The sequence below is a fragment of the Erythrobacter sp. R86502 genome (genome assembly GCF_042466465.1).
Lineage (GTDB): Bacteria > Pseudomonadota > Alphaproteobacteria > Sphingomonadales > Sphingomonadaceae > Erythrobacter.
Genome location: NZ_JAXHCJ010000001.1, coordinates 915,834 through 937,020, shown reverse-complemented (window position 1 = coordinate 937,020; position 21,187 = coordinate 915,834). Strand labels below are relative to the sequence as shown.

The following is a 21,187-nucleotide window of genomic DNA, read 5'->3' as shown; positions in this document are numbered from 1 at the left end:
CAAACACTAAGGATAGCGCGATGACATCGCTTCCCGTAACCGAAATGACAGCCCGCGCGCGTGAGATTTTCCGCCGGGTCGTGGAAGGCTATATCGACAGCGGCCAGCCCGTCGGCTCCAAAACGCTTGCGGCGGACGGCACGCTGAACCTGTCGCCAGCATCGATCCGATCGGTGTTGGCCGATCTGGAAACCGCAGGTCTGCTGGCTGCACCGCATACCAGTGCTGGCCGGCTGCCAACCGATGCCGGATTGCGGATCTTTGTCGATGGCATGATGCGCGTGGCTGAACCGACGAAGCAGGAACAGGCTGCGATCGAAGCGCGGCTTGCAGGGGCCGGCCCCGTGGAAGCGGCCTTAAAACAGGCGTCGTCCATTCTTTCCGATCTGTCGGGCGCAGCAGGAATGGTCCTGGTCGCCCCCAAGGAGCAGAAACTGGCGCAGTTCAATCTGGTCGATCTGGGGCAGGGGCGTGCGCTGGCCGTTCTGGTCGGGGAGGATGGCGGGGTGGAAAATCGCATCGTCACACTTGGCGGTGCCATCGACGCAAGCGCGCTCGACAGGGCGTCCAACTACATCACTGCAAGGCTGACGGGCCGGACCCTTGCGGAAGCTGCGCTGGCGATGCGATCGGAAATCAATGCTGGCCAATCACAGCTTGATGATGCGAGCCGTGATCTGGTTGAACGCGGCTTGGCCGTTTGGAGCCAAGATGCCGCAGCGCGCCCGGTGCTGATTGTGCGCGGAGCTGCCAACCTGCTCGATGAAAGCGCGCTTGGCGATATTGAACGGGTGCGCAGCCTGCTTGAAGATCTTGAAAACAAGCAATCGGTAGCCGAACTGCTCGAATCGGCGCGTGAAGCCGATGCGACGCGCATTTTCATCGGGAGCGAGAACCGTTTGTTCGCGCTTTCGGGATCATCCGTCATCGCCTCACCTTACCGCGATCGGGAAGGCAGAGTGGTGGGTGTGCTGGGTGTGATCGGCCCCACCCGGTTGAATTACGCGCGGGTTGTCCCCATGGTGGATATGACCGCCCGCTCGCTGGGCAAGCTCATCGCTTAATGGAAGCACATACGACATGAATAACAATGGCAAGCCGCATGACGCGGCGGCAGAGGCTGAACTTAAGGGCGTTCCCGAAGAGTTTCTGGAAGGCAACGACTTTCCCGAAGGCAAGGATTTCGACGAAGGGGTCGATCATGACGCCGTCGCCATGGGCGCGGAAATCGCCGGGTTGCGCGCTGAATTGGGCGCTGCAAAGCAGGAAGTGCTCTACGCTCAGGCCGAAACGCAAAATGTCCGCCGCCGCCTTGAACGCGAAAAGGATGAGGCCCGCGCCTATGCCGCGACCGGCTTTGCGCGTGATATCCTCAGCGTGGCTGACAACCTGACCCGTGCGGTTCAGGCGATCCCCGAAAGCCTGCGCGCAGATGACAGCATGAAAGGCCTTGTCATCGGGATCGAAGCGACACAGCGCGAGCTGGAAAAGGTGTTTGCCAGCCACGGTATCACGCGCATCGCAGCGGTTGGGCTGCCGCTCGATCCGAACCAGCATCAGGCAATGCTTGAAGTTCCCACTGCCGATCAGGAACCCGGAACGGTGGTTTCGGAAATGCAGGCGGGCTGGATGATCAAGGACCGATTGCTTCGCGCTGCAATGGTTGCGGTGGCCAAATCGCCTGATTGACGCGGCGAAATCCCCTTTTTGAGGGGTAGGCGGTGGAACATTGGCATGATTTTTCTGGTTGGCTTTTCGTGAGTTCAATCAGGAGAATACCCATGACAAGCCGCCTCAAGATCGTCGTTATCGGCCTCTCCGCAACTCTTGGTCTGAGCGCCTGCGCTGACAACTATGCAGTCGAGGGTGCCGGTGCAGGCGCGGTTGCGGGTGCCGCCATCGGTGCGGTTACGGGCGGCGATGTTGGCACGGGCGCAGCAATTGGCGCTGCTGCTGGCGGCGCTGGCGGGGCCTTGCTGAAAAAGGACAACGGCGATTGCTACCGCGTTGATCGCGACGGCCGCGAATATGCCGTGCGCTGCCCCAACTAAGGGGATTTGCGTTTCGTATGGAACGGCAAAATAGCTTCATAAGCCGAAAGCGAGGGCGCGCCCGCAAGGCGCGCCCCGTTTCGTATCAGGAACGTGTGCCGCACAATTTCCGCCTGCTGTTCGATCCCGTACTGCGACAGCTTCCATCCCGGCTTCAATGCGTAATCATACCGGCACCATGGGTGCCGGTGCAGCACGAGATACCATCGTCCCCGGACCTGCGATTGCCACACATGCGTCATTTCATGAATGAAGTGCGCCTGAAGATGCAGCGGGGCGATCGAAAAATCGTCGCAATAGTGGGTGGCCCCCGGATGAAAATGAAGGTGGCCCATCGGCGCCATCGTGACCCCGCGCGGGTGCAATGGGAAGAACTTGCGCCGCTTTATCAGAACGCCGCTGTAATCGATTGCGTCCCCATAGACACTGCGGGCCAAAGCGATTTCCCCGCCGGTCAATGGCCTGTCGCCCCCAACCGGGCATATCAAGTCACCCCCGGAGTAAGGCATTGCCTTGTCAGGTGCGGCCATCCTCAGCGTTCTTCGCCTGCCGCACGTACAGGGGCGGTGACAACGGTGCGCGTACCGTCCGACAAGGTAAACGTGACATTGGCCGAACTGCCAGCCTGCAAAGTGGCTGCCGGTTGCATCGCCATGACATGCAGGCCGCCGGGTGCAAATATTACCGGTGTTCCCGGGACGATCGTGACATCATCTGCCATGATCATCTGCATTTTTCCGGCATTTTCGGCGTAGTCGTGGATCATTGTCATGCCCGCGCCTTCCACGGCAACATCAGTCAGAACGGCAGAAGCATCGCCGCTATAGGACAGGTCAAAATATACCGCGGCCGGATTGCCCGCGACGGGGGCGAGCACCACGCGGGCGTTGCGAACCGCAAGCCCTTCGGTCGCAGCGTCTACCGGACCATCGTTCTGATCGGAACATGCAGCGAGGCCTGCCGCACCTGCTGACAACAATATCGCTAGAGCGGCTTGGCGAAAACTGGTCACTATGATGTGTCTCCCGGATGGAACGTGACTGAAATCTAGGATGCGCAATCTCTTGTGCCAAGCAAAACCGCACCTATATCGCCCTCACAATCGAGCCGCCGAAGCGCTTTGCCCGGATCGGGGAAGTGCCGCTGTGCGGTGTCCAACAATTGTCCTATGGATGGGGTAAAAATGGCTAAAGTTATCGGTATCGATCTCGGCACCACCAATTCCTGCGTCGCTGTCATGGATGGCGGCAAGCCCAAGGTGATTGAAAATTCCGAAGGCGCGCGCACGACGCCTTCAATCGTCGCATTCACGAAGGATGGGCAGCGTCTGATCGGCCAGCCGGCCAAGCGTCAGGCTGTTACCAACCCCGACAACACGCTTTTCGCAATTAAGCGCCTGATCGGTCGCCGGTTTGAAGACCCGCTGACTAAGAAGGACATGGGCCTGGTTCCTTATACCATCACCAAGGGCAAGAACGGTGATGCGTGGGTAAAAGCCGGCGAGGACGAGTATAGCCCGTCGCAGGTTTCCGCCTTCATTCTGCAGAAGATGAAGGAAACCGCCGAAAGCTATCTTGGCGAAACCGTGACGCAGGCCGTCATCACCGTGCCCGCATATTTCAACGACGCGCAGCGTCAGGCGACCAAGGACGCAGGGCAGATCGCCGGTCTTGAAGTGCTGCGCATCATCAACGAACCGACCGCAGCCGCGCTCGCCTACGGAATGGACAAGGAAGATGGCAAGACCATCGCCGTCTATGACCTTGGCGGCGGCACCTTCGACGTTTCGATCCTAGAAATCGGTGACGGCGTGTTCGAAGTGAAGTCGACAAACGGGGACACCTTCCTCGGCGGTGAAGACTTCGACAACGCGATCGTCGAGTTCCTGGCCGATTCCTTCAAGAAGAAGGAATCGATGGATCTGAAGACCGACAAGCTCGCTTTGCAGCGGCTGAAGGAAGCGGCGGAAAAGGCCAAGATCGAACTGTCGAGCGCGGCATCGACCGAAATCAATCTGCCCTTCATCACCGCGCGCATGGAAGGTGGTAGCACGACCCCGCTGCACCTGGTCGAAACCATCACGCGCGCCGATCTTGAAAAGATGGTCGATGGCCTGATCCAGCGCACGCTTGATCCGTGCAAGAAGGCGTTGACTGATGCCGGCGTGACCAAGGACCAGATCGACGAAGTGATCCTCGTCGGCGGCATGACCCGTATGCCCCGCGTGCGCGAAGTCGTGGAGCAGTTCTTCGGTGCCAAGCCGCATACCGGCGTGAACCCGGATGAAGTCGTCGCGATGGGCGCGGCCATTCAGGCAGGCGTGCTGCAGGGCGACGTCAAGGATGTGCTGCTGCTCGACGTGACCCCGCTTTCGCTCGGCATCGAGACGCTGGGCGGCGTGTTCACCCGCATGATCGACCGCAACACCACCATCCCGACCAAGAAGACCCAGACCTATTCGACCGCCGAAGACAATCAGAACGCGGTGACGATCAAGGTCTATCAGGGCGAACGCGAGATGGCGGCGGATAACAAGTTGCTCGGTAATTTCGACCTGATCGGGATTCCGCCCGCACCGCGCGGTGTGCCGCAGATCGAAGTCACCTTCGATATCGACGCCAACGGCATTGTGTCCGTGGCGGCGAAGGACAAGGGCACCGGCAAGGAGCAGACGATCAAGATCCAGGCTTCGGGCGGGCTGAACGATGCGGACATCGACCAGATGGTCAAGGATGCCGAAAAGTTCGCCGAGGAAGACAAGAAGCGCCGGGCGGCTGCCGAAGCACGCAACCAAGCCGACAGCCTTGTTCACGCAACCGAAAAGCAGCTCGAAGAACACGGCGACAAGATCGACACCGCGACCAAGACCGAAGTCGAAGAAGCAATTGCCGCAGTTAAGACCGCGCTTGAAGGCGGCGATGCCGATGACATCAATGCCAAGGCACAAGCCCTGACGCAGGCTGCCATGAAGATGGGTCAGCAGATCTACGAACAGCAGCAGGCCGCAGGGCCGGATGCGGCTGCCGAAACTGCTGGTGAGACCGCAGCAAATGAGGACGTCGTCGACGCCGAGTTCTCCGAGGTCGACGAAGACAAGAAGGGCTAACGCCTCGATGCAATCCAGTGCGCCGTTGCAGTGGCGGGGTTTTCCAACCCTGCACTGCGACGGGCATTGGCAACGGGGAATAGGTCAATACCATGTCCAGTGCCCAGATTGATTACTACGCCACGCTTGAATGCGCGCGCGATGCCGATGGTACCGTGCTCAAGAGCGCCTATCGCAAACTTGCGATGAAATTTCACCCGGATCGCAATCCGGGCGATTCCACCGCCGAAGCCAAGTTCAAGGCGATCAATGAGGCTTACGATTGCCTCAAGGATCCCCAGAAACGTGCGGCTTACGATCGGTACGGCCATGAAGCCTTCACGCAGGGCATGAATGGCGGCGGCGGCGGCTTTGGCGGTCGCGGCGGCGGTGATTTTGCCGATATCGGCGATATCTTCGAAACGATCTTCGGCAGTGCGTTCGGCGGCGGCGGGCCCGGTGCGCAGCGTCAGCAAAGCCGACGCGGCGCTGATTTGCGGTATGACATGCAGGTCACGCTGGAAGAAGCGTTTCACGGCAAGTCCACTGAAATCGAAATCGAGGTCAGCCAGTCCTGCGACACCTGCGATGGTTCTGGCGCTACGCCCGGAACATCGGAACGCCAGTGCAACCTGTGCCACGGCATGGGCAGCGTCCGTGCCAAGCAGGGCCTGTTCGTGATCGAACGCCCATGCCCGACGTGCAACGGACGCGGCACGGTGATCGAAAATCCCTGCCGCGTATGCCGCGGCGAAGGCCGTGTCGACAAGCCGCAGACCTTGCAGGTGGATATACCTGCAGGCGTCGATACCGGAACCCGTATCCGCTTATCCGGAAAGGGCGAGGCGGGGCAGCGCGGTTCGCCTGCTGGCGATCTGTACATCTTCCTTCATGTCAAACCCCACCCGGTATTTGAGCGCGAAGGCACCACGCTGGCGACCCGTGTGCCGGTCAGCTTTACCACGGCGGCGCTTGGCGGCTGTGTCGAAATCCCCGATCTTGATGGCTCGACCAACCGGCTTGAAATCCCGGTGGGCATTCAGTCAGGCAAGCAGCTGCGCGTTCGCGGAGCCGGGATGCCCGTACTGCAAGGCCGCGGCCGCGGCGATCTCGTGGTGGAAATCGTAGTCGAAACCCCAACCAGGCTCAGCCGCAGGCAAAAGGAAATCCTTGAGGAGTTCAAGGCGACCGAAACGGGAGACGAATGCCCGGAAAGTCGCGGCTTTCTCAACAAGCTGAAAGACGTGTTCGGGAGCTAGGGCGCGATGCTGCCCTCCTTCCTGATTGTTGACGATTTTCTCAAGGATCCCTGGAGTGTGCGGCGCGCTGCCTTGGCGCTCGATTACGATCCGGCGTTGCAGCACGGCAACTTCGCCGGCCGCAATTCCGCGCAGGTCTTGGACACCAGCGGCATCGATGCGGCCGTGTCGCGCCTTCTGGGCATTGGTCTTGGTCCGGCGCGAGGGACTCAGCACGGCCATTGCCGGTTGACCGGGAAGGGGGATCCGGCCCGCAGCGGGGTTCATATCGACCCTGCCGCCTATTCGGGCATCCTCTACCTCTCGCGGCCGCAGGACTGTGCGAAGCCTGGCGCTGGCGGCACGGATTTCTTCCGCCATCGCCGTACCGGACTGGAAGCCGTACCGCAGGATCCCGCCGGTATAGCGGCATCAGGCTATGGCGATATCAATACGCTGGTCGAAGACGTGGTGAACATGGATACGGCGCATCCAGCCAAGTGGGAACGTACGATGCGCGTCCCTGCACGGTTCAACAGGCTGTTGCTGTTTTCCCCTTGGCAATTCCACAACGCCGCCCCCGGTTTCGGAACAGGGCCTGACGACAGCCGGTTGGTGATGCTGTTGTTTTTCGCCCCCATCCGCCGTTAGCCCATCCGCTCGCGCACTTCAGCGTGGATGCGGTCGATCAAACCGCGCTGGCATCTGCCCGCGGCGCGCTCCTCGTCCAATACGGCAAGAAACACGGCGCGCTTGGCGGCTTGGATGATCTCGGTGCCAACAGCGCCGCCCACGGTCGATGCAAGGATGTCGATCATTCGTTCCGCGCCATGCAACCGGCCCCACAGGTAGTCGTTCTCCCGGTAATCGCGGCTAAAAAACGCACCGAAATTGTAGAATTCAATACCTCGCAATGTTGCCGCCGTGCCGCCGTCACGGATGCTCAAGGCATCGTCGGGCGAGATACGGTCGATCTTGACCGGATTGAATTCATCAAACCCGTCCGAACGTGACAGGGGGAGGGTGGCGACATCATAAAAGGGAAAACCCAGATAGGTCAGCAGCATCCGCCGTTTGAGCACGCGGGGCATATCTTCCAGCGCATCGATCAGCATGTCTTCAGCCGCCAGATCGGTATCGGGAAGCAGCCGGTGCGAGGCCAGGAAATCAAGCACCGCGCCCGGCGCTGTCACCGCATCTTGCGCCACGGTGCGAAACTCCGCAGATCGCAGAATATCGGCATCGGCATTCTGATAAAGCGCGAGAATTTCGAACAACCGTGCCCGCGCACGGTCAAGCGCGTCTTCGCTGATGTCGGAATCAACCTGCCAATCGCGGGCCAGTTTGCGCGCCAGCATTTGCAAGCGGCGGATGCGGAAACCGATGTCGTGTGCGCGGAAGAACGTCACTGCGTCCGGGGTGGCGCCGCCATGCGCGTCAGTCAGTTGATCGATCCCCCGGGTTTCCAGTTCGCAGCGCAGCGCATGGATCAGGGGAGCGGTGTCCACCGTCGCCTGCCCCGATGCCTTGATCGTCAACCGCGCCAAGGATGCCAGAATCCCGTCGAACTTGGTCAAGGCATACGCGCCAAAGGCATAACCGGCCTGCGCTGCTGCAGCCTGCTGCGCCTTTGCGCGCCAGCCTGCGAGACGTTTGGGTGTGGGCCGGTCAAGCAGGAAGGTGAAACCGAACAGCTTTTCGACTGTGCGATCAATATCGGGCTGCAGGTCCATCACGATCCGTTTCAACCGCGCCGCATCACGCGATTGCTGGTCAATCCGTTCCAGATCATCGCGGATCGGCTGTTCGCGCGGGATGGTGGAGAGCGAACCGAAAATCGCGCCGAAAAAGCCCACGGCTCGGGTCCGTGTGCTTTGGTCCGGCCCTGACCCATCCGGGCGCGGATCGAGATATACGAACCTCCGGTCAACCTCGCGCTGAACGGGCCTTCCGTGCAAAGCCGCCAATGCTGCGCCAAAAGGCGCGCCGACCAGGACCGCGCCATCAATCAACGCCACCTCATCCAAAGTGCCGCCCGCGGCGTGGGCAGGCATGGTGCGCGCCAGAAACGCCTCGCGCCCTGGCCATTGCTGCCCTTCATCAAGCGCCAGGGCATCGATTTCGGCAATCGTCAGCGGTGGGAAGGCACCCGGAAAACTCGCGGTGGCACGCGCCGCCAGCACCAGTTCGAGCGGATCGGCCAATCCCGAAGCAAAGGTCGCTGCGGTACCGCGGTCTACTCTTGCCCGAAAGCTGATCGGCAATCGGTGCTCGGTCTCTTCGACAAAGGGGGGGGAGTTCAGGCGCAGCCGGTTGGGATGGCCGCGAAAGTCCGTGGCCGTCACGGCAAGATCGACGGGGTAGCCGGGGGGAAGAAGCGGAATACCATCGCCGTTCTGTGCCATCCGCGCCAAGGCTTCAAACAGCATCGCGGAAAACTTCGCCCCGGAAAACGGCGGGCTGAACCAGCGTCCGCGCACCAGACGCGACACCTTTGCCCGCACCTCTGCGCGGGTTTCGGGCGACACCGTTGCTGTGACCGCATTGCCGGGGCGGCTGAGGAACCATTCTGCGATTGGTTGCGCCCACAGCTTGCCATAACGCCACAGGGGCTCCGCATCGGGATCGGTCAGCTCGCTGACATCGGCATTGGCGAGCCACAGATCGGTCAGGGGTTCAAGGCTGTGGCCCGCATAAATCGCCTGGGCGAGGAAGACGGCATTGATCCCCCCCGCGCTGGCGCCTGTGAGAACATCGGGAAGCACCCGCAACTTCAGCAGGTGATCGCGTTCCAGCGTTTTCAGAAAGTCGCGATAGGCCGCTGCCGCGCCATCAAGGTGCGTGGCCTCAGGATGATGAAACGCACGGCTGGCCCGGGCAAGGTGCCATACCTCCTTCGTGATGCCGTGCATGTAAACCGCAAGGCTGACCCCGCCATAACATACCAGCGCAAGCCGCAATTCCTTCTGGCGCATCGGCACTGTTTAGCGGGGAATCCCGAGCAGATGCAATTGCGTTCAACTTCTGTTCTCATTATGGGCTTGGCTATGGCGAAATCCAAACGGCGTTATGTGTGTCAGGAATGTGGCTCGGTGTCCCCGCGGTGGCAGGGCCAGTGCGCTGATTGCAGTCAGTGGAACACCCTGGTGGAAGACGTGCCTGCAACGGTTTTCTCGCAGAAGCACGATCTTTCAACCGGCGGGCGGCCGGTGATGTTCGAACCGCTCAATGCGCCCACCAAGCTCCCTGTGCGCAAGTCCACCGGAATGGCGGAATTCGACCGCGCATTGGGCGGTGGACTGGTGCCAGGCAGCGCGGTGTTGCTCGGCGGTGATCCCGGCATCGGCAAGTCGACGTTGCTGCTGCAATGCGCTGCAACCATTGCGCGGGGCGGTAATGATGTCGTCTATGTCAGCGGGGAAGAGGCCGCCGGTCAGGTGCGGCTGCGCGCAAGCCGCATGGGGGTGGCTGATGCGCCGATCCGACTGGCTTCGGAAACATCTGTGCGTGATATCCTGACGACCTTGGGCGGCGCAGAAGCCCCTGCCTTGCTGGTGATCGATTCGATCCAGACGATGCACTCCGATACGATCGAAGGCGCGCCCGGCACTGTATCGCAGGTGCGCGGCTGCGCGCTGGAACTGATCCGATATGCCAAGGAAACGGGCTGCGCGGTCGTTCTTGTCGGGCACGTGACCAAGGATGGCACGATCGCCGGACCGCGGGTGCTGGAACACATGGTCGATGTGGTGATGAGCTTCGAAGGCGAACGCAGCCACCAGTACCGCATCCTGCGCGCGCTCAAGAACAGGTTTGGCGCAGTCGATGAAATCGGCGTGTTTGCCATGGCGACCGAAGGGTTGGAGGAGGTTGCCAATCCATCACTGCTCTTCCTGTCTGGCCGCGACATGCCGCTGGCGGGAAGCGCGGTGTTCCCCGCGCTGGAAGGCACGCGGCCCGTTCTTGTCGAAATTCAGGCGCTGATCGTGCGCCTGCAATCCGGCGCAACACCGCGGCGGGCCGTGGTGGGCTGGGACAGCGGGCGGCTCGCGATGTTGCTGGCGGTGCTCGAATCGCGGTGCGGGCTGAACTTTTCGTCAGCCGAGGTCTATCTGAATATCGCAGGCGGATACCGGTTGACCGATCCCGCGGCCGATCTGGCGGTCGCCGCCGCGCTGGTTTCGGCGCTGGCGGACAAAGCTTTGCCGGACAAGACCGCATGGTTTGGCGAAGTCAGTCTGGCCGGAGAGATTCGCCCCGTGGCTCACGCGCCGCTGCGCCTGCGAGAGGCGGCCAAGCTCGGTTTCGTGCGATGCTATGGACCAGCAGGCGCGGCCTCGGAAAACAGCGGCGCAGACTATCGCGGTCTTGCTGCACTTGCGAACGTCGTTGACCAGGTGATGGGCACCGCATAATCCTTCCAGCCCATGGACATTCTCGATATCATCATCGCCATCATCGTAGGGGTAGCTGCCATTGGCGGCTTCATGCGGGGGCTTGTACAGGAAGTGCTCAGCCTTGCAGCCTGGGTCTTGGCTGCGTTCACGGTTCACTTTCTGCATGACGATCTCACCAGAGGATTGCGGATGCTCTACCCGGTCGAACCGGGCGATGCGCTGCTGGCGTTCGTGCTGCTGCTGTTGATCCCCTATGCCGCGATGAAAGTTATCATCGGAACTGCGAGCGGACCGTCCGATGGCGCCGTGCTGGGGCCAATCGACCGCGTGCTCGGCTTTGGCTTTGGCGCGGTCAAGGGCGCGCTGATTGCGATTTTCGCCTTTGCTTTGCTGGTGACGGGTTTCGATCAAAGCTGGGGTTACAAAGGCCGCCCCTTGTGGATGACCGAATCGCGCACCTATGCAGCGGCCGATGCTTTTTCGCGGCAATTGCTGCCATCGATCGCGATCCGGCGTGATCGGCTGCGCTCCGAATCGCAGCGGCTTGAAGCCGCAGTAAAGCGGGCTGGCAGCTGACCCACATGCCCGCTCGTCCGGTTGTGCGGCTGTATTCGCCCGAGGTACTTGGCCTTGCCACCGATCTTGCGCACTATCCGTTGGACGATGCGCTGCCTTTGCAGGCAGAGGCACGTTCGCGCAGCTGCGGCAGCGTCATGACGTTGGGTCTTGCGCTGGGTGAAGACGGGGGCGTTGCGGCGATAGGCATGACGGTCAGCGCCTGCGCGATCGGTCAGGCATCCGCCAGCCTTTTTGCCCGCAGTGCAATCGGAACCGATCCGAGCAAGATCATCGATACGGCTGCAACCGTCGAGCGATGGGTGTCGGGCGAGGGCGCGCTGCCCGATTGGCCGCAGCTTGATCTGTTGGCACCGGCGCTTGCGCATCCCGGCCGTCACGGCGCGGTGCTATTGCCGTGGAAGGCCGCTTGTGCGGCGCTTTCCCCCCGCGGTGTCTCACGCTAGAGCCAGAACAGAACGGTGCCCGGCAGGGCCTAGGGGATAAGAGGGACATGGCCGAAGCCCAGGCGCTCGCAGCGCGCGAGCCGAGCGATAAGGAAATCCGGTTGGTGATCGGCGCATCAAGCGCAGGCACCATCTTCGAATGGTACGATTTCTTCATCTACGGCACGCTCGCCTACATCCTCAAAGATGCGTTCTACGCCACCGATAACGAAACGCTTGGCCTGCTTCTGGTGTGGTCGACTTTTGCGGTGGGCTTTGCCTTCCGGCCGCTGGGTGCCGTGCTGTTCGGGTTTCTGGGGGACAGGCTGGGACGCAAATACACGTTCCTTGTCACGGTGACGCTTATGGGCATTGCCACTGCTGGTGTCGGGTTGATCCCCACTGTCGACACCATTGGCATGGCCGCGCCGATCATCGTCATCCTGCTGCGCGTGATGCAGGGCCTGGCGTTGGGCGGTGAATACGGCGGCGCGGCGATCTATGTTGCCGAACATGCCCCGCCCGAAAAGCGCGGCTTTTACACCAGCTTCATTCAGGCGAGCGTGGCGGGCGGCTTTGTACTGTCGATCATTGTGGTGCTGGCGTGCCGGGCGCTGATACCAGCGGACGCCTTCGCAGCATGGGGCTGGCGCGTGCCGTTCCTGTTGTCGATCGGGCTGCTGGCGGTGTCGCTGTGGATGCGGCTCAAGCTGTCGGAAAGCCCCGTGTTTCAGGCGATGAAGGCCGCAGGCGAAACCTCGGGCAATCCCTTCGTCGAAAGCCTGACCTATCCGGGCAATCCCAAGCGCCTTTTCGTTGCGCTGTTCGGTATCACCGGAATCCTGACCACGATCTGGTACACCGGCTTCTTTTCCGCGATGAGCTTTCTACGCGGGCCGATGCATGTCGATGATCTGACTGTTGAACTGGTGCTGCTGGTGTCAGGCCTGATCGTGATGAGCTTTTACATCATCATCGGCAAATGGTCCGACCGGGTAGGGCGCAAGAAACCCATCATCATCGGCGCGGCGCTGTCGCTTGCGCTGCTGTTCCCGCTGTTCTGGATGATGGGCAGCTTCGCCAACCCCGAACTTGCCGAAGCTGCAGAGCGTACGCCCATCGTGGTCAGCGGCCCCGCGTGTGAGACCGATCCCTTTGCCGAGCTGTTCCAGCGCGATCAGACCGATTGCGGAAAGGTGCTGGAAACGCTGACGGCTTCGGGCGTGCCCTATACCCTCAAGGCAGGTGATACACTGAACATGACGGCGGGCGGCAATCCGATTGCGATTGACAGCGCGTGGCTGAACGATGGCGCCGCTCGGCGTACCGGGCTGCATAGGGCGCTGGCAGCATACGGGTTCGACTTTGCCAAGCAGCGGCCATCGCTTGCCAACATTATCGGTATCGTCGGGGTATTGCTGGCCTTGGGGATGTTGTCGGCGTTGACCTATGGATCGGTTGCAGCGCTTCTATCCGAGATGTTTCCGCCGCGTATCCGGTATTCATCAATGTCGATCCCTTATCATATCGGGGCGGGTTATCTTGGGGGCTTCCTGCCGCTGATTGCCGGGGTCATCGTGGCGCGCACTGGCGATATCTACGCCGGGCTGTGGTACACGTGGGCGGTGGTCGCCTTTGGACTGGTGGTGGCATGGTGGGGCCTGCCTGACGGTCCGCCGCGGGACTTCACCGATGACTGACAGCCGCTTGAACGAAGCTGGGACAGCATCGCCTGCTGCTACGTTGCGGCTGACGGTGGACACCGATGCGCTGGCTTCCAACTGGCGATCATTAAATGCAGCTTCGGGTGCGGGCCACGCCGCGGCCGCAGTGAAGGCGGATTGTTACGGGCTGGGCACGGCATCCTGCGTTCCGGTGCTGCGCGATGCGGGATGCACCACCTTCTTCGTAGCGCACTGGAGCGAGGTGCGCGGCGTGATCGCTCATGTGCCGGGCGCGCAGGTGGCGGTTCTACACGGGGTTCTGAACGGCGATGACTGCGCCTATGCGCGCGCCGTTGGCGCTGTGCCTGTCATCAATGCACCGGAGCAGGCCGAGCTGTGGACCCGTACTGGGGGCGGTCGCTGCCATGTGATGATCGATACCGGGATCAACCGTCTCGGCATCGCGCCGTGCGACGCGCTAGACCCGCGGATTGCCGCGCTGGAAATCGACATTCTGCTCAGCCACCTTGCGTGCGCTGACGAAGACAGCCCGATGAATGCCGCCCAGCTTGCGCAATTCGCCAGCGTTTCGGGACTCGTGCAACACCAACGCGCAAGCCTTGCCAACAGCGCAGGCATCGCGCTGGGGGCCGATTATACGTTCGATCTGACCCGGCCCGGACTTGCGCTGTACGGCGGTGTGCCGCGGCCCGAACTTGCGGGCGTCATCCGGCCTGTTGCCCGCGTCCAGGCGGCAGTTCTCCAGACGCGCACGATATCGCCGGGGGAAAGCGTCGGTTACAATGCTGCCTTCAAGGCTGTCCGGCCCATGCGCGTTGGTACGGTGTCGATGGGGTACGCCGACGGTTTCCTGCGTTCACGCGGGCCGGACAATGCCTTTCATCATCACGGGCGGCGCTGTCCCATCCTTGGCAAGGTGTCGATGGACATGGTGGTCGTGGATCTGACGGATGCGCCGGACGTGCGCGCTGGTGACTGGCTCGATGTGCCGTGGAATGTCGCTGATGCTGCGCAACAAAATGTGCTGTCGCAATATGAAATGCTCACCGCCATAGGCGCGCGACTGCGCTGCAACTGATTGTTCAACCGCAACTTGTTGCACCGCAACGTGTGCAGGTGCTAAGACACGATATCCGGGATCTTCTAACGGGATTGAAAAACATGGTCGGCAGAGCGAAAGCAGCATCGGGCGCAGCAGGTGATGCGATCACTATTAAGAAATACGCCAACCGCCGCCTCTACAACACAGCGTCATCCAGCTACATCACGTTGGAAGATCTTGCGCGCATGGTGCGGGAAAATGTCGAATTTCAGGTGCTCGACGCGAAAAGCGGTGATGACATTACCCATTCGATCCTCACGCAGATCATCATGGATGAAGAAGCCAATGGCGAACAGATGTTGCCGGTCAGTTTCCTGCGCCAGCTGATCGGCATGTACGGCAATTCGATGCAGGCGATGATGCCATCCTATCTCGAAGCCAGTATGACCAACTTCCGCGAAAATCAGGGCAAGATCCGCGAGGCATTTGAAAAAGGCATTAGCGCGACACCGTTTGCTGCGATCCATGAAACCAACATGGCGATGATGCGCGCCGCCGCCGATGTTTTCATGCCGGGTGTTGCCAAACCCAAGGCCAAACCGCCGGCTGGTGAAAACCGCGACGAACTGGCCGCGTTGCGCGAACAGATGGCTGCAATGCAAAAGAAGCTGGACGAACTGGGCAAATAACGCGAAGCGGCGCGCGTTGGCGGCACAACTGCCGCACCCCGTTCAAACAGGAATCGATCCCGTGTCCCAGATCCGCCACGCGCTCACCATCAAGCGTGAAGACGACTTTGCCAAATGGTATCAGGAAGTCATCAGCGCCGCCGACCTTGCCGAAGAATCGGGCGTTCGCGGGTGCATGGTCATCAAGCCGTGGGGCTATGGCATCTGGGAACGCATCCAGCGGTTGATGGATGACCGGATCAAGGCCGCCGGCGTGCAAAACTGTTATTTCCCGCTGTTTATTCCGCTCGCCAATTTCACGCGGGAGGCCGAACACGTCGAAGGCTTTGCCAAGGAAATGGCGGTCGTCACCCACCACCGGCTTATCTCCGATGGCAAGGGCGGGCTGATCCCCGATCCCGCCGCGAAGCTTGAAGAACCGCTGGTGGTGCGTCCGACGTCTGAAACGATCATCGGCGATGCGATGGCGCGCTGGGTGCAATCGTGGCGCGATTTGCCGCTGCTGACGAACCAGTGGGCCAATGTCGTGCGCTGGGAAATGCGCACCCGCATGTTCCTGCGGACCAGTGAATTTCTTTGGCAGGAAGGGCACACTGCACACGAAAACCGCGAACAGGCCCTGGAAGAAACACACCGTGCGCTCGAAATGTACCGTGCCTGCGCCGAAGACGATCTGGCGCTTCCCGTGGTCGCGGGTGAAAAGCCGGAGAATGAACGTTTTCCCGGTGCGGTGGAAACCTGGTCGATCGAAGCGATGATGCAGGACGGCAAGGCTCTGCAGGCCGGCACCTCGCATTATCTGGGCACCAATTTTGCGCACGCTGCCGGGATACAGTTCCAGGATCGCGAAGGCGCGCAGCAGTTCTGCCATACCACCAGCTGGGGCGTGTCGACCCGCCTGATTGGCGGAGTGATCATGACGCATGGCGACGATGACGGGCTGCGCGTGCCGCCTGCCATTGCGCCGCAGCAGATCGTTATCATTCCGATGCTGCGCGAAGCCCCAGAAGACGCCGATCTTATCGCCTATTGCGCCGAACTTAGAGTGGCTCTGGCAGGACAGATGGCCCTGGGTGAACGGCTGCGTGTGCTGCTCGACACCAAGCCCGGAAAGGCTGCGGCCAAGCGGTGGGACTGGGTCCGTAAGGGCGCGCCGATCATCATCGAAGTCGGTCCCCGCGACATGGCCGAAGGCAAGATCGCCGTGCTGCGCCGTGACCGCTTGTGGAACGCGGACAATGGCAAACTAGCCTTTACGTACCCCGCGCAGGGCGATTTCGTTGCGCAAGCAGGCACGCTGATCGAAACCATTCAGGCAAGCCTCTATGCCGAAGCCCGCGACCGGCGCGATGTCAATATCACGCGCAATGTGACCCATTGGCAGGCGGTTGCCGATCACTTCGAAAAGGGCGGCAAGTATCCGGGCTGGGTCGAAGTGCAATGGTCCAAGCCGACGGGCGCTGCGTTGAACGCGGTCGTCGAAAAGCTGAAAGCCTTGAAGCTGACGATCCGCAACGTACCGCGCGGCGGCGCGGCAGCGGACGGAGCCTGCATCTTCACCGGCGATGCAGCCAGCGAACGCATTCTGATCGCACGCGCTTACTAGGCTTGCACCGCGCCAGCGGGGAGGGCAGACAGGGCGCATGATGAAACATGCCCTGCTGCTTTCAGTCTTCTTTGCTGCGCCGCTTGCGGCGCAGAACCACCCCGCCGATGCGGTTTCGCCAGACCGCCTGAAGGCTGACGTCGAAACGCTTGTCGGCTTCGGCACGCGCCACACGTTGTCGGTGCAGGACGATCCCAAGCGCGGCATCGGCGCGGCGGTTGATTGGGGGCTTGCCGAGTTCAAGCGGATCGGCGCCAAGTGCGGCGATTGTCTGGAGGTGCTGCCCGTCGGCGACACCGTCACCGGCCCGCGCATCCCGACACCGACCCTGGTTCGCAACGCGGTCGCGATCCAGCGCGGCACCGAGCGTCCGAACGAGGTCGTGATCGTGCAGGGCCATATCGACAGCCGCGTGACCGACGTGATGGACGCAACCTCCGATGCGCCGGGCGCCAACGACGATGGCAGCGGCACCGCGCTGGTGATCGAAGCGGCGCGGGTGCTCAGCGGCACCAAATACCCCACCACGATCATTTACGCGCTTCTTTCGGGCGAGGAACAGGGCCTGCACGGCGGGCGCATCCTCGCCGATTGGGCCGAGGCGCAGGGGTTCACTGTCAAGGCGGTGCTCAACAATGACATCGTCGGCAATTCGTGCGGCAAGGATGGGTATTGCGAGCCCAAGGTGGTGCGCGTCTTTTCCGAAGGCCCGCGCGCTGATCTGACCGACCGCCTACGCGCCTCGCAAACCCGGTTCGGTGGCGAGAATGATTCGCCCGGACGCAACCTGTCGCGGTGGGTGGCGGGACTGGCGGACAAACATCCCGATGGCCTGCAAGTCCGCCAGATCTGGCGTACCGACCGGATGGGCCGGGGCGGGGATCAGGTGCCGTTCCTTCAGAAGGGCTATCCTGCGATCCGCTTTTCGGTGGGAGTCGAAGATTACGACCACCAGCATCAAGACCTGCGCACAGAGGATGGGGTGTTCTATGGTGACACCATCGACGAGATGGACTTCGCCTATCTTGCCGGGGTTACGGCGTTGAATGTTCGGGCGCTCGATGCCCTGGCGCGGGCGCCAATGCCGCCCAAGGTCACGGTCGATGCTGCGGTGCGGGTGGATACCGAACTCACGATCGCAGTGCCGGCCGGTAGCGACACCGTCGCCGTGGCCTTGCGCCGGACGAACGAGCCCGAATGGCAGGCGGCCGAAGCCGTGAAAGAGACCCTGACGGATGCACAATCGACAGCGTCCGTCGCAGGGCAGGAAACCGCCGCGCTGGTGCTGCCCTTGCGCGGCGATGACTGGATGTTCGGAGCGGCGGCATGCGCGGGCGAGTATTGCTCGCCTGTCGCGAGCGCCGTCCCCGGCGGTGCTTATGTGCCGGTGCCGAAGGAGTAACCCACTTCGGTTCGTGTAAAGCTTGTCGGAAGCGCTGCTTTTCTTCCCTATGGCGGCAAAAAGTGAAGCGCAGCCCTTCGACAAGCCGAGGGCGAACGGGTAGGGGGGTGGTGATGCCCAAACCTCCCAAACTCCCCCAAGGTATGCCGAGCGCCAAGCAGGTGCTCGATTTCATCCAGTCCTCCGATATCCCCGCCGGCAAGCGCGAGATCGCCAAGGCGTTCGGCTTGAAGGGGCAGGAGAAGATCAAGCTGAAGGCCCTGCTCAAGGACATGGCCGAGGATGGGTTGATCGACGGCAAGAAGAGCGCCTTCCACCGCATGGGCGGGGTGCCCAAGGTGACGACGCTGAAGATCGTTGCGATCGAGGACGGCGATCTGATTGCCGAACCCGATAGCTGGGACCCCGAAGCCCCCGGCAATCCGCCGCGCCTGACCATCCGCGAACCGCGCGTGAAGCCCGGCGTGAAGCGCCCGCCGGCGCTCAAGCGCGGGGACCGGGTGCTGGCGCGCACCGAGGAAACCGAAACCGGTCTGCGCGCCCATGTGATGAAAAAGCTGCCCTCGCGCACCGAGGGGCTGATGGGCGTGGTCGAGATCGACAAGACCGGCAAGGCCTGGCTCGCACCAGTGGACAAGCGCGTGCGCCAGTCGACCCCGATTGCCGACCGCGGCGAGGCCGAGGCCGGCCAGCTGGTGATCGCCGAACGGGTGGCGCGCTCCGACCGTGCCGGCGTGAAGGTGATCGAGGTGGTGGGCGATCCGCTTGCGCCGCGCAGCTTCAGCCTGATCGCGATTGCCAAGCACGGCATCCCCAATGTGTTCCCCGAAGAGGTGCTGGCCGAGGCGCCACTGGCGGCCAGGCTCAAGCTGTCGGAAACCGCGCGCGAGGATCTGCGGCACCTGCCGATCGTCGCGATCGACCCCGCCGATGCGCGCGATCACGACGATGCGATCTGGGCTGAGCCGGACGGGCAAGGCGGCTTCAACGCGCTGGTCGCGATTGCCGACGTGTCGTTCTACGTGCGGCCCGGCAGTCAGCTCGACCGCGAAGCGCGGATGCGCGGCAATTCGGTCTATTTCCCCGACCGGGTCGTGCCGATGCTGCCCGAGATCCTCTCGGCAGATGTGTGCTCGCTGAAGGAAGGCGAAGACCGCGCGGCGATGGCCTGCCACATGCACATCAACGCCGATGGCAAGGTCTCGAGCTTCCGCTTCACCCGCGCGCTGGTGCGGATCGCACACAACATCGCTTACGAGGACGCGCAAAAGGCGGTCGATAGCGGCACGCCGCCCGACTATCTCGCCAACTTGTGGGATGCGTGGAAAGCGCTGTCCGCCGCGCGCGATGCCCGTGATCCGCTGGCGCTCGAACTGCCCGAACGCCGCGTGGTGCTCAACGAGAAGGGCGAGATCGCCGAAATCGCGATCCGCGAACGGCTCGATGCGCACCGCGTGGTCGAGGATTTCATGATCGCCGCCAACGTCGCGGCGGCCAAGGCGCTGGAGGCGAAGACCGCGCCGGTGGTCTATCGCATCCACGAACCCCCGAGCCGCGAGAAGCTGATTGCGCTGCGCGATTACCTCGCCACGATGGGCAAGAAGCTGGCGCTGGGGCAGGTGATCACGCCGAGCCTGTTCAATCGGATGCTGAAGGACGTGACTGACGAGGCGGAAAAGGCACTGGTGATGGAGGCGGTGCTGCGCAGCCAGACGCAGGCCTATTACGGCCCCGCCAATGCCGGGCACTTCGGCCTGTCACTCGGCTCCTACGCGCACTTTACTTCGCCGATCCGGCGCTATTCCGATCTGCTGGTGCACCGCGCGCTGGTGGATGCTTACAAGCTGGAACAGCCCGCCCCGCCGGGATCGATCCCTGACACCAGCGGGCTGTCCGACCGGGACCGCGCCAGCTTGCAGCAGATCAGCGACGCGATCAGCCAGACCGAACGCCGCGCGATGGAGGCTGAACGCGATACCATCGACCGCTATGTCGCCGCGTGGCTATCGGCCCGTGTGGGCGAGGTGTTCGATACCCGCATCACCGGCGTTCAGGGGTTCGGCTTCTTTGCCACGATCGTCGGGCTTGGCGGCGACGGGCTGGTGCCGATCTCGACCCTGGGGAATGAATATTTCCGCCATGACGAAGCCGCGCAGGCGCTGGTCGGCACTGATAGCGGCACCACCTATGCCAGCGGCGACCGGCTTAAATTGAAGCTTGCCGAAGCCAACCCACTGACGGGTGCGCTCAAGTTCGTGCTGCCCGATTCCGATACCCGCGCCATCGAGCCTCGCGGTGCGCGGCCGGCCGACGCCAAACGTGGACCGGGCGGACCCAAGAAGGCGGGCAAGTTCATCGTCGGCCAGCGCGGGCGCCCTGGCAACATTCGGCATCAGGGGCGGGGCAAGCGATAGAACGATGGAACAGCAGGCAGGCGCTGCGGTTGATCTTTGTAAAGGAGTGATACTAATGCTGATGCCCAACCAACCCGTCCCCGCACTTGACTTGCCGCTGACGATCGGCGCGCGCTACGATCTGGAAAAGCAGAACCCCAAGCATTTCACCATGCTGGTGTTCTACCGCGGCAAGCATTGCCCGATCTGCCGTTCCTATCTGGAAGACCTGGCGGGCATGCTTGACGATTTCACCGCCGCTGGCGTCAATGTCGCCGCGGTGTCGATGGACAACGAAGAACGCGCCATGGTGGCACACAACGAATGGAATACGGGCGATGTTCCGCTGGTCTACGACCTGCCCGAAGATCAGGCCCGTGCATGGGGCCTCTTCATTTCCGAAGGGCGCGAAGACAGTGAAGAGCCCGGCGTGTTTTCAGAACCCGGACTGTTCCTGATCACGCCGGAAGGCACGCTCTATTACACCAGCGTGCAGAACGCACCCTTTGCCCGGCCTGCGCTATCGGAGATGCTTGAAGGGATCGCCTTCATTACGGACAAGGATTATCCGGTGCGCGGTACGCTTACCTGATTATGC

Annotated in this window: 19 protein-coding genes; 16 read left to right on the top strand and 3 right to left on the bottom strand. The window is 62.0% G+C overall.

The features are described from left to right. Positions 1-20 precede the first annotated feature (20 nt). From hrcA to SJY33_RS04445, 3 genes are all read left to right on the top strand, one after another. Entirely contained in the window at positions 21-1,064 is a 1,044-nt protein-coding gene (hrcA, locus tag SJY33_RS04455) for a heat-inducible transcriptional repressor HrcA (protein ID WP_379921378.1), read from the top strand. Positions 1,065-1,080: 16 nt separating this feature from the next. Beyond that, positions 1,081-1,689 (top strand): nucleotide exchange factor GrpE, encoded by a 609-nt coding sequence (locus SJY33_RS04450; protein ID WP_379921377.1) that lies wholly within the window; start codon positions 1,081-1,083, stop codon positions 1,687-1,689. A 92-nt stretch (positions 1,690-1,781) separates the two neighbouring features. Beyond that, a complete protein-coding gene (locus tag SJY33_RS04445; protein WP_379921376.1) occupies positions 1,782-2,051 on the top strand; it encodes a YMGG-like glycine zipper-containing protein in 270 nt (89 codons plus the stop codon). Here the strand turns inward: SJY33_RS04445 and SJY33_RS04440 are convergent. Together SJY33_RS04440 and SJY33_RS04435 are read right to left on the bottom strand one after the other, a co-directional pair. Then, entirely contained in the window at positions 2,048-2,560 is a 513-nt protein-coding gene (locus SJY33_RS04440; protein WP_379923518.1) for a vgr related protein, read from the bottom strand. The genes SJY33_RS04445 and SJY33_RS04440 overlap by 4 nt on opposite strands. 23 nt (positions 2,561-2,583) lie before the next feature. Further along, a complete protein-coding gene (locus SJY33_RS04435) occupies positions 2,584-3,063 on the bottom strand; it encodes a copper chaperone PCu(A)C (RefSeq protein WP_379921375.1) in 480 nt (159 codons plus the stop codon). A gap of 171 nt (positions 3,064-3,234) precedes the next feature. Between SJY33_RS04435 and dnaK the strand changes: the two genes are divergently transcribed. The 3 genes from dnaK to SJY33_RS04420 all read left to right on the top strand — a co-directional run bounded on the left by dnaK (position 3,235) and on the right by SJY33_RS04420 (position 7,025). Beyond that, on the top strand, positions 3,235-5,157 hold the full coding sequence (gene dnaK, locus SJY33_RS04430; RefSeq protein WP_379921373.1) for a molecular chaperone DnaK: 1,923 nt from the start codon (positions 3,235-3,237) through the stop codon (positions 5,155-5,157). Between the two features lie 92 nt (positions 5,158-5,249). Continuing rightward, entirely contained in the window at positions 5,250-6,395 is a 1,146-nt protein-coding gene (gene dnaJ / locus SJY33_RS04425; protein WP_379921372.1) for a molecular chaperone DnaJ, read from the top strand. Positions 6,396-6,401: 6 nt separating this feature from the next. After that, the gene (locus tag SJY33_RS04420) at positions 6,402-7,025 is read left to right on the top strand and encodes a DUF6445 family protein (protein ID WP_379921371.1); all 624 of its coding nucleotides are present in this window, start codon (positions 6,402-6,404) and stop codon (positions 7,023-7,025) included. Here the strand turns inward: SJY33_RS04420 and SJY33_RS04415 are convergent. Continuing rightward, positions 7,022-9,349, bottom strand: a complete 2,328-nt coding sequence (locus SJY33_RS04415; RefSeq protein ID WP_379921369.1) for a patatin-like protein — start codon at positions 9,347-9,349, stop codon at positions 7,022-7,024. The two genes, SJY33_RS04420 and SJY33_RS04415, sit on opposite strands and share 4 nt — an antisense overlap. A 72-nt stretch (positions 9,350-9,421) precedes the next feature. On the opposite strand from SJY33_RS04415, the gene radA reads away from it, so the two are divergent. From radA to SJY33_RS04365, 10 genes are all read left to right on the top strand, one after another. Continuing rightward, positions 9,422-10,789 carry a DNA repair protein RadA gene (radA, locus tag SJY33_RS04410; RefSeq protein ID WP_379921368.1) on the top strand — a complete coding sequence of 456 codons (1,368 nt, stop codon included), beginning with the start codon at positions 9,422-9,424 and terminating at the stop codon, positions 10,787-10,789. A gap of 12 nt (positions 10,790-10,801) precedes the next feature. Next, positions 10,802-11,347 (top strand): CvpA family protein, encoded by a 546-nt coding sequence (locus SJY33_RS04405; protein ID WP_379921367.1) that lies wholly within the window; start codon positions 10,802-10,804, stop codon positions 11,345-11,347. 5 nt (positions 11,348-11,352) lie between these two features. Further along, positions 11,353-11,793 carry an iron-sulfur cluster assembly scaffold protein gene (locus SJY33_RS04400; RefSeq protein ID WP_379921365.1) on the top strand — a complete coding sequence of 147 codons (441 nt, stop codon included), beginning with the start codon at positions 11,353-11,355 and terminating at the stop codon, positions 11,791-11,793. A 47-nt stretch (positions 11,794-11,840) separates the two neighbouring features. Then, positions 11,841-13,472, top strand: a complete 1,632-nt coding sequence (locus SJY33_RS04395; protein WP_379921364.1) for an MFS transporter — start codon at positions 11,841-11,843, stop codon at positions 13,470-13,472. After that, complete coding sequence (gene alr, locus SJY33_RS04390; protein ID WP_379921362.1) at positions 13,465-14,535, top strand: alanine racemase; 1,071 nt, start codon at positions 13,465-13,467, stop codon at positions 14,533-14,535. Before SJY33_RS04395 ends, alr begins: the two co-directional genes overlap by 8 nt. An 83-nt stretch (positions 14,536-14,618) precedes the next feature. After that, positions 14,619-15,188, top strand: a complete 570-nt coding sequence (phaR, locus tag SJY33_RS04385; protein ID WP_379921361.1) for a polyhydroxyalkanoate synthesis repressor PhaR — start codon at positions 14,619-14,621, stop codon at positions 15,186-15,188. Positions 15,189-15,249: 61 nt separating this feature from the next. Beyond that, positions 15,250-16,794, top strand: a complete 1,545-nt coding sequence (locus SJY33_RS04380) for an aminoacyl--tRNA ligase-related protein (protein WP_379921360.1) — start codon at positions 15,250-15,252, stop codon at positions 16,792-16,794. A 37-nt stretch (positions 16,795-16,831) separates the two neighbouring features. Beyond that, the gene (locus tag SJY33_RS04375) at positions 16,832-18,196 is read left to right on the top strand and encodes a M28 family peptidase (RefSeq protein WP_379921359.1); all 1,365 of its coding nucleotides are present in this window, start codon (positions 16,832-16,834) and stop codon (positions 18,194-18,196) included. Between the two features lie 113 nt (positions 18,197-18,309). Continuing rightward, positions 18,310-20,610, top strand: coding sequence for a ribonuclease R (gene rnr, locus SJY33_RS04370; RefSeq protein ID WP_379921358.1), 2,301 nt, complete (start codon positions 18,310-18,312; stop codon positions 20,608-20,610). Positions 20,611-20,665: 55 nt separating this feature from the next. Continuing rightward, entirely contained in the window at positions 20,666-21,181 is a 516-nt protein-coding gene (locus SJY33_RS04365; protein WP_379921356.1) for a peroxiredoxin-like family protein, read from the top strand. The last annotated feature ends 6 nt before the right edge of the window (positions 21,182-21,187 follow it).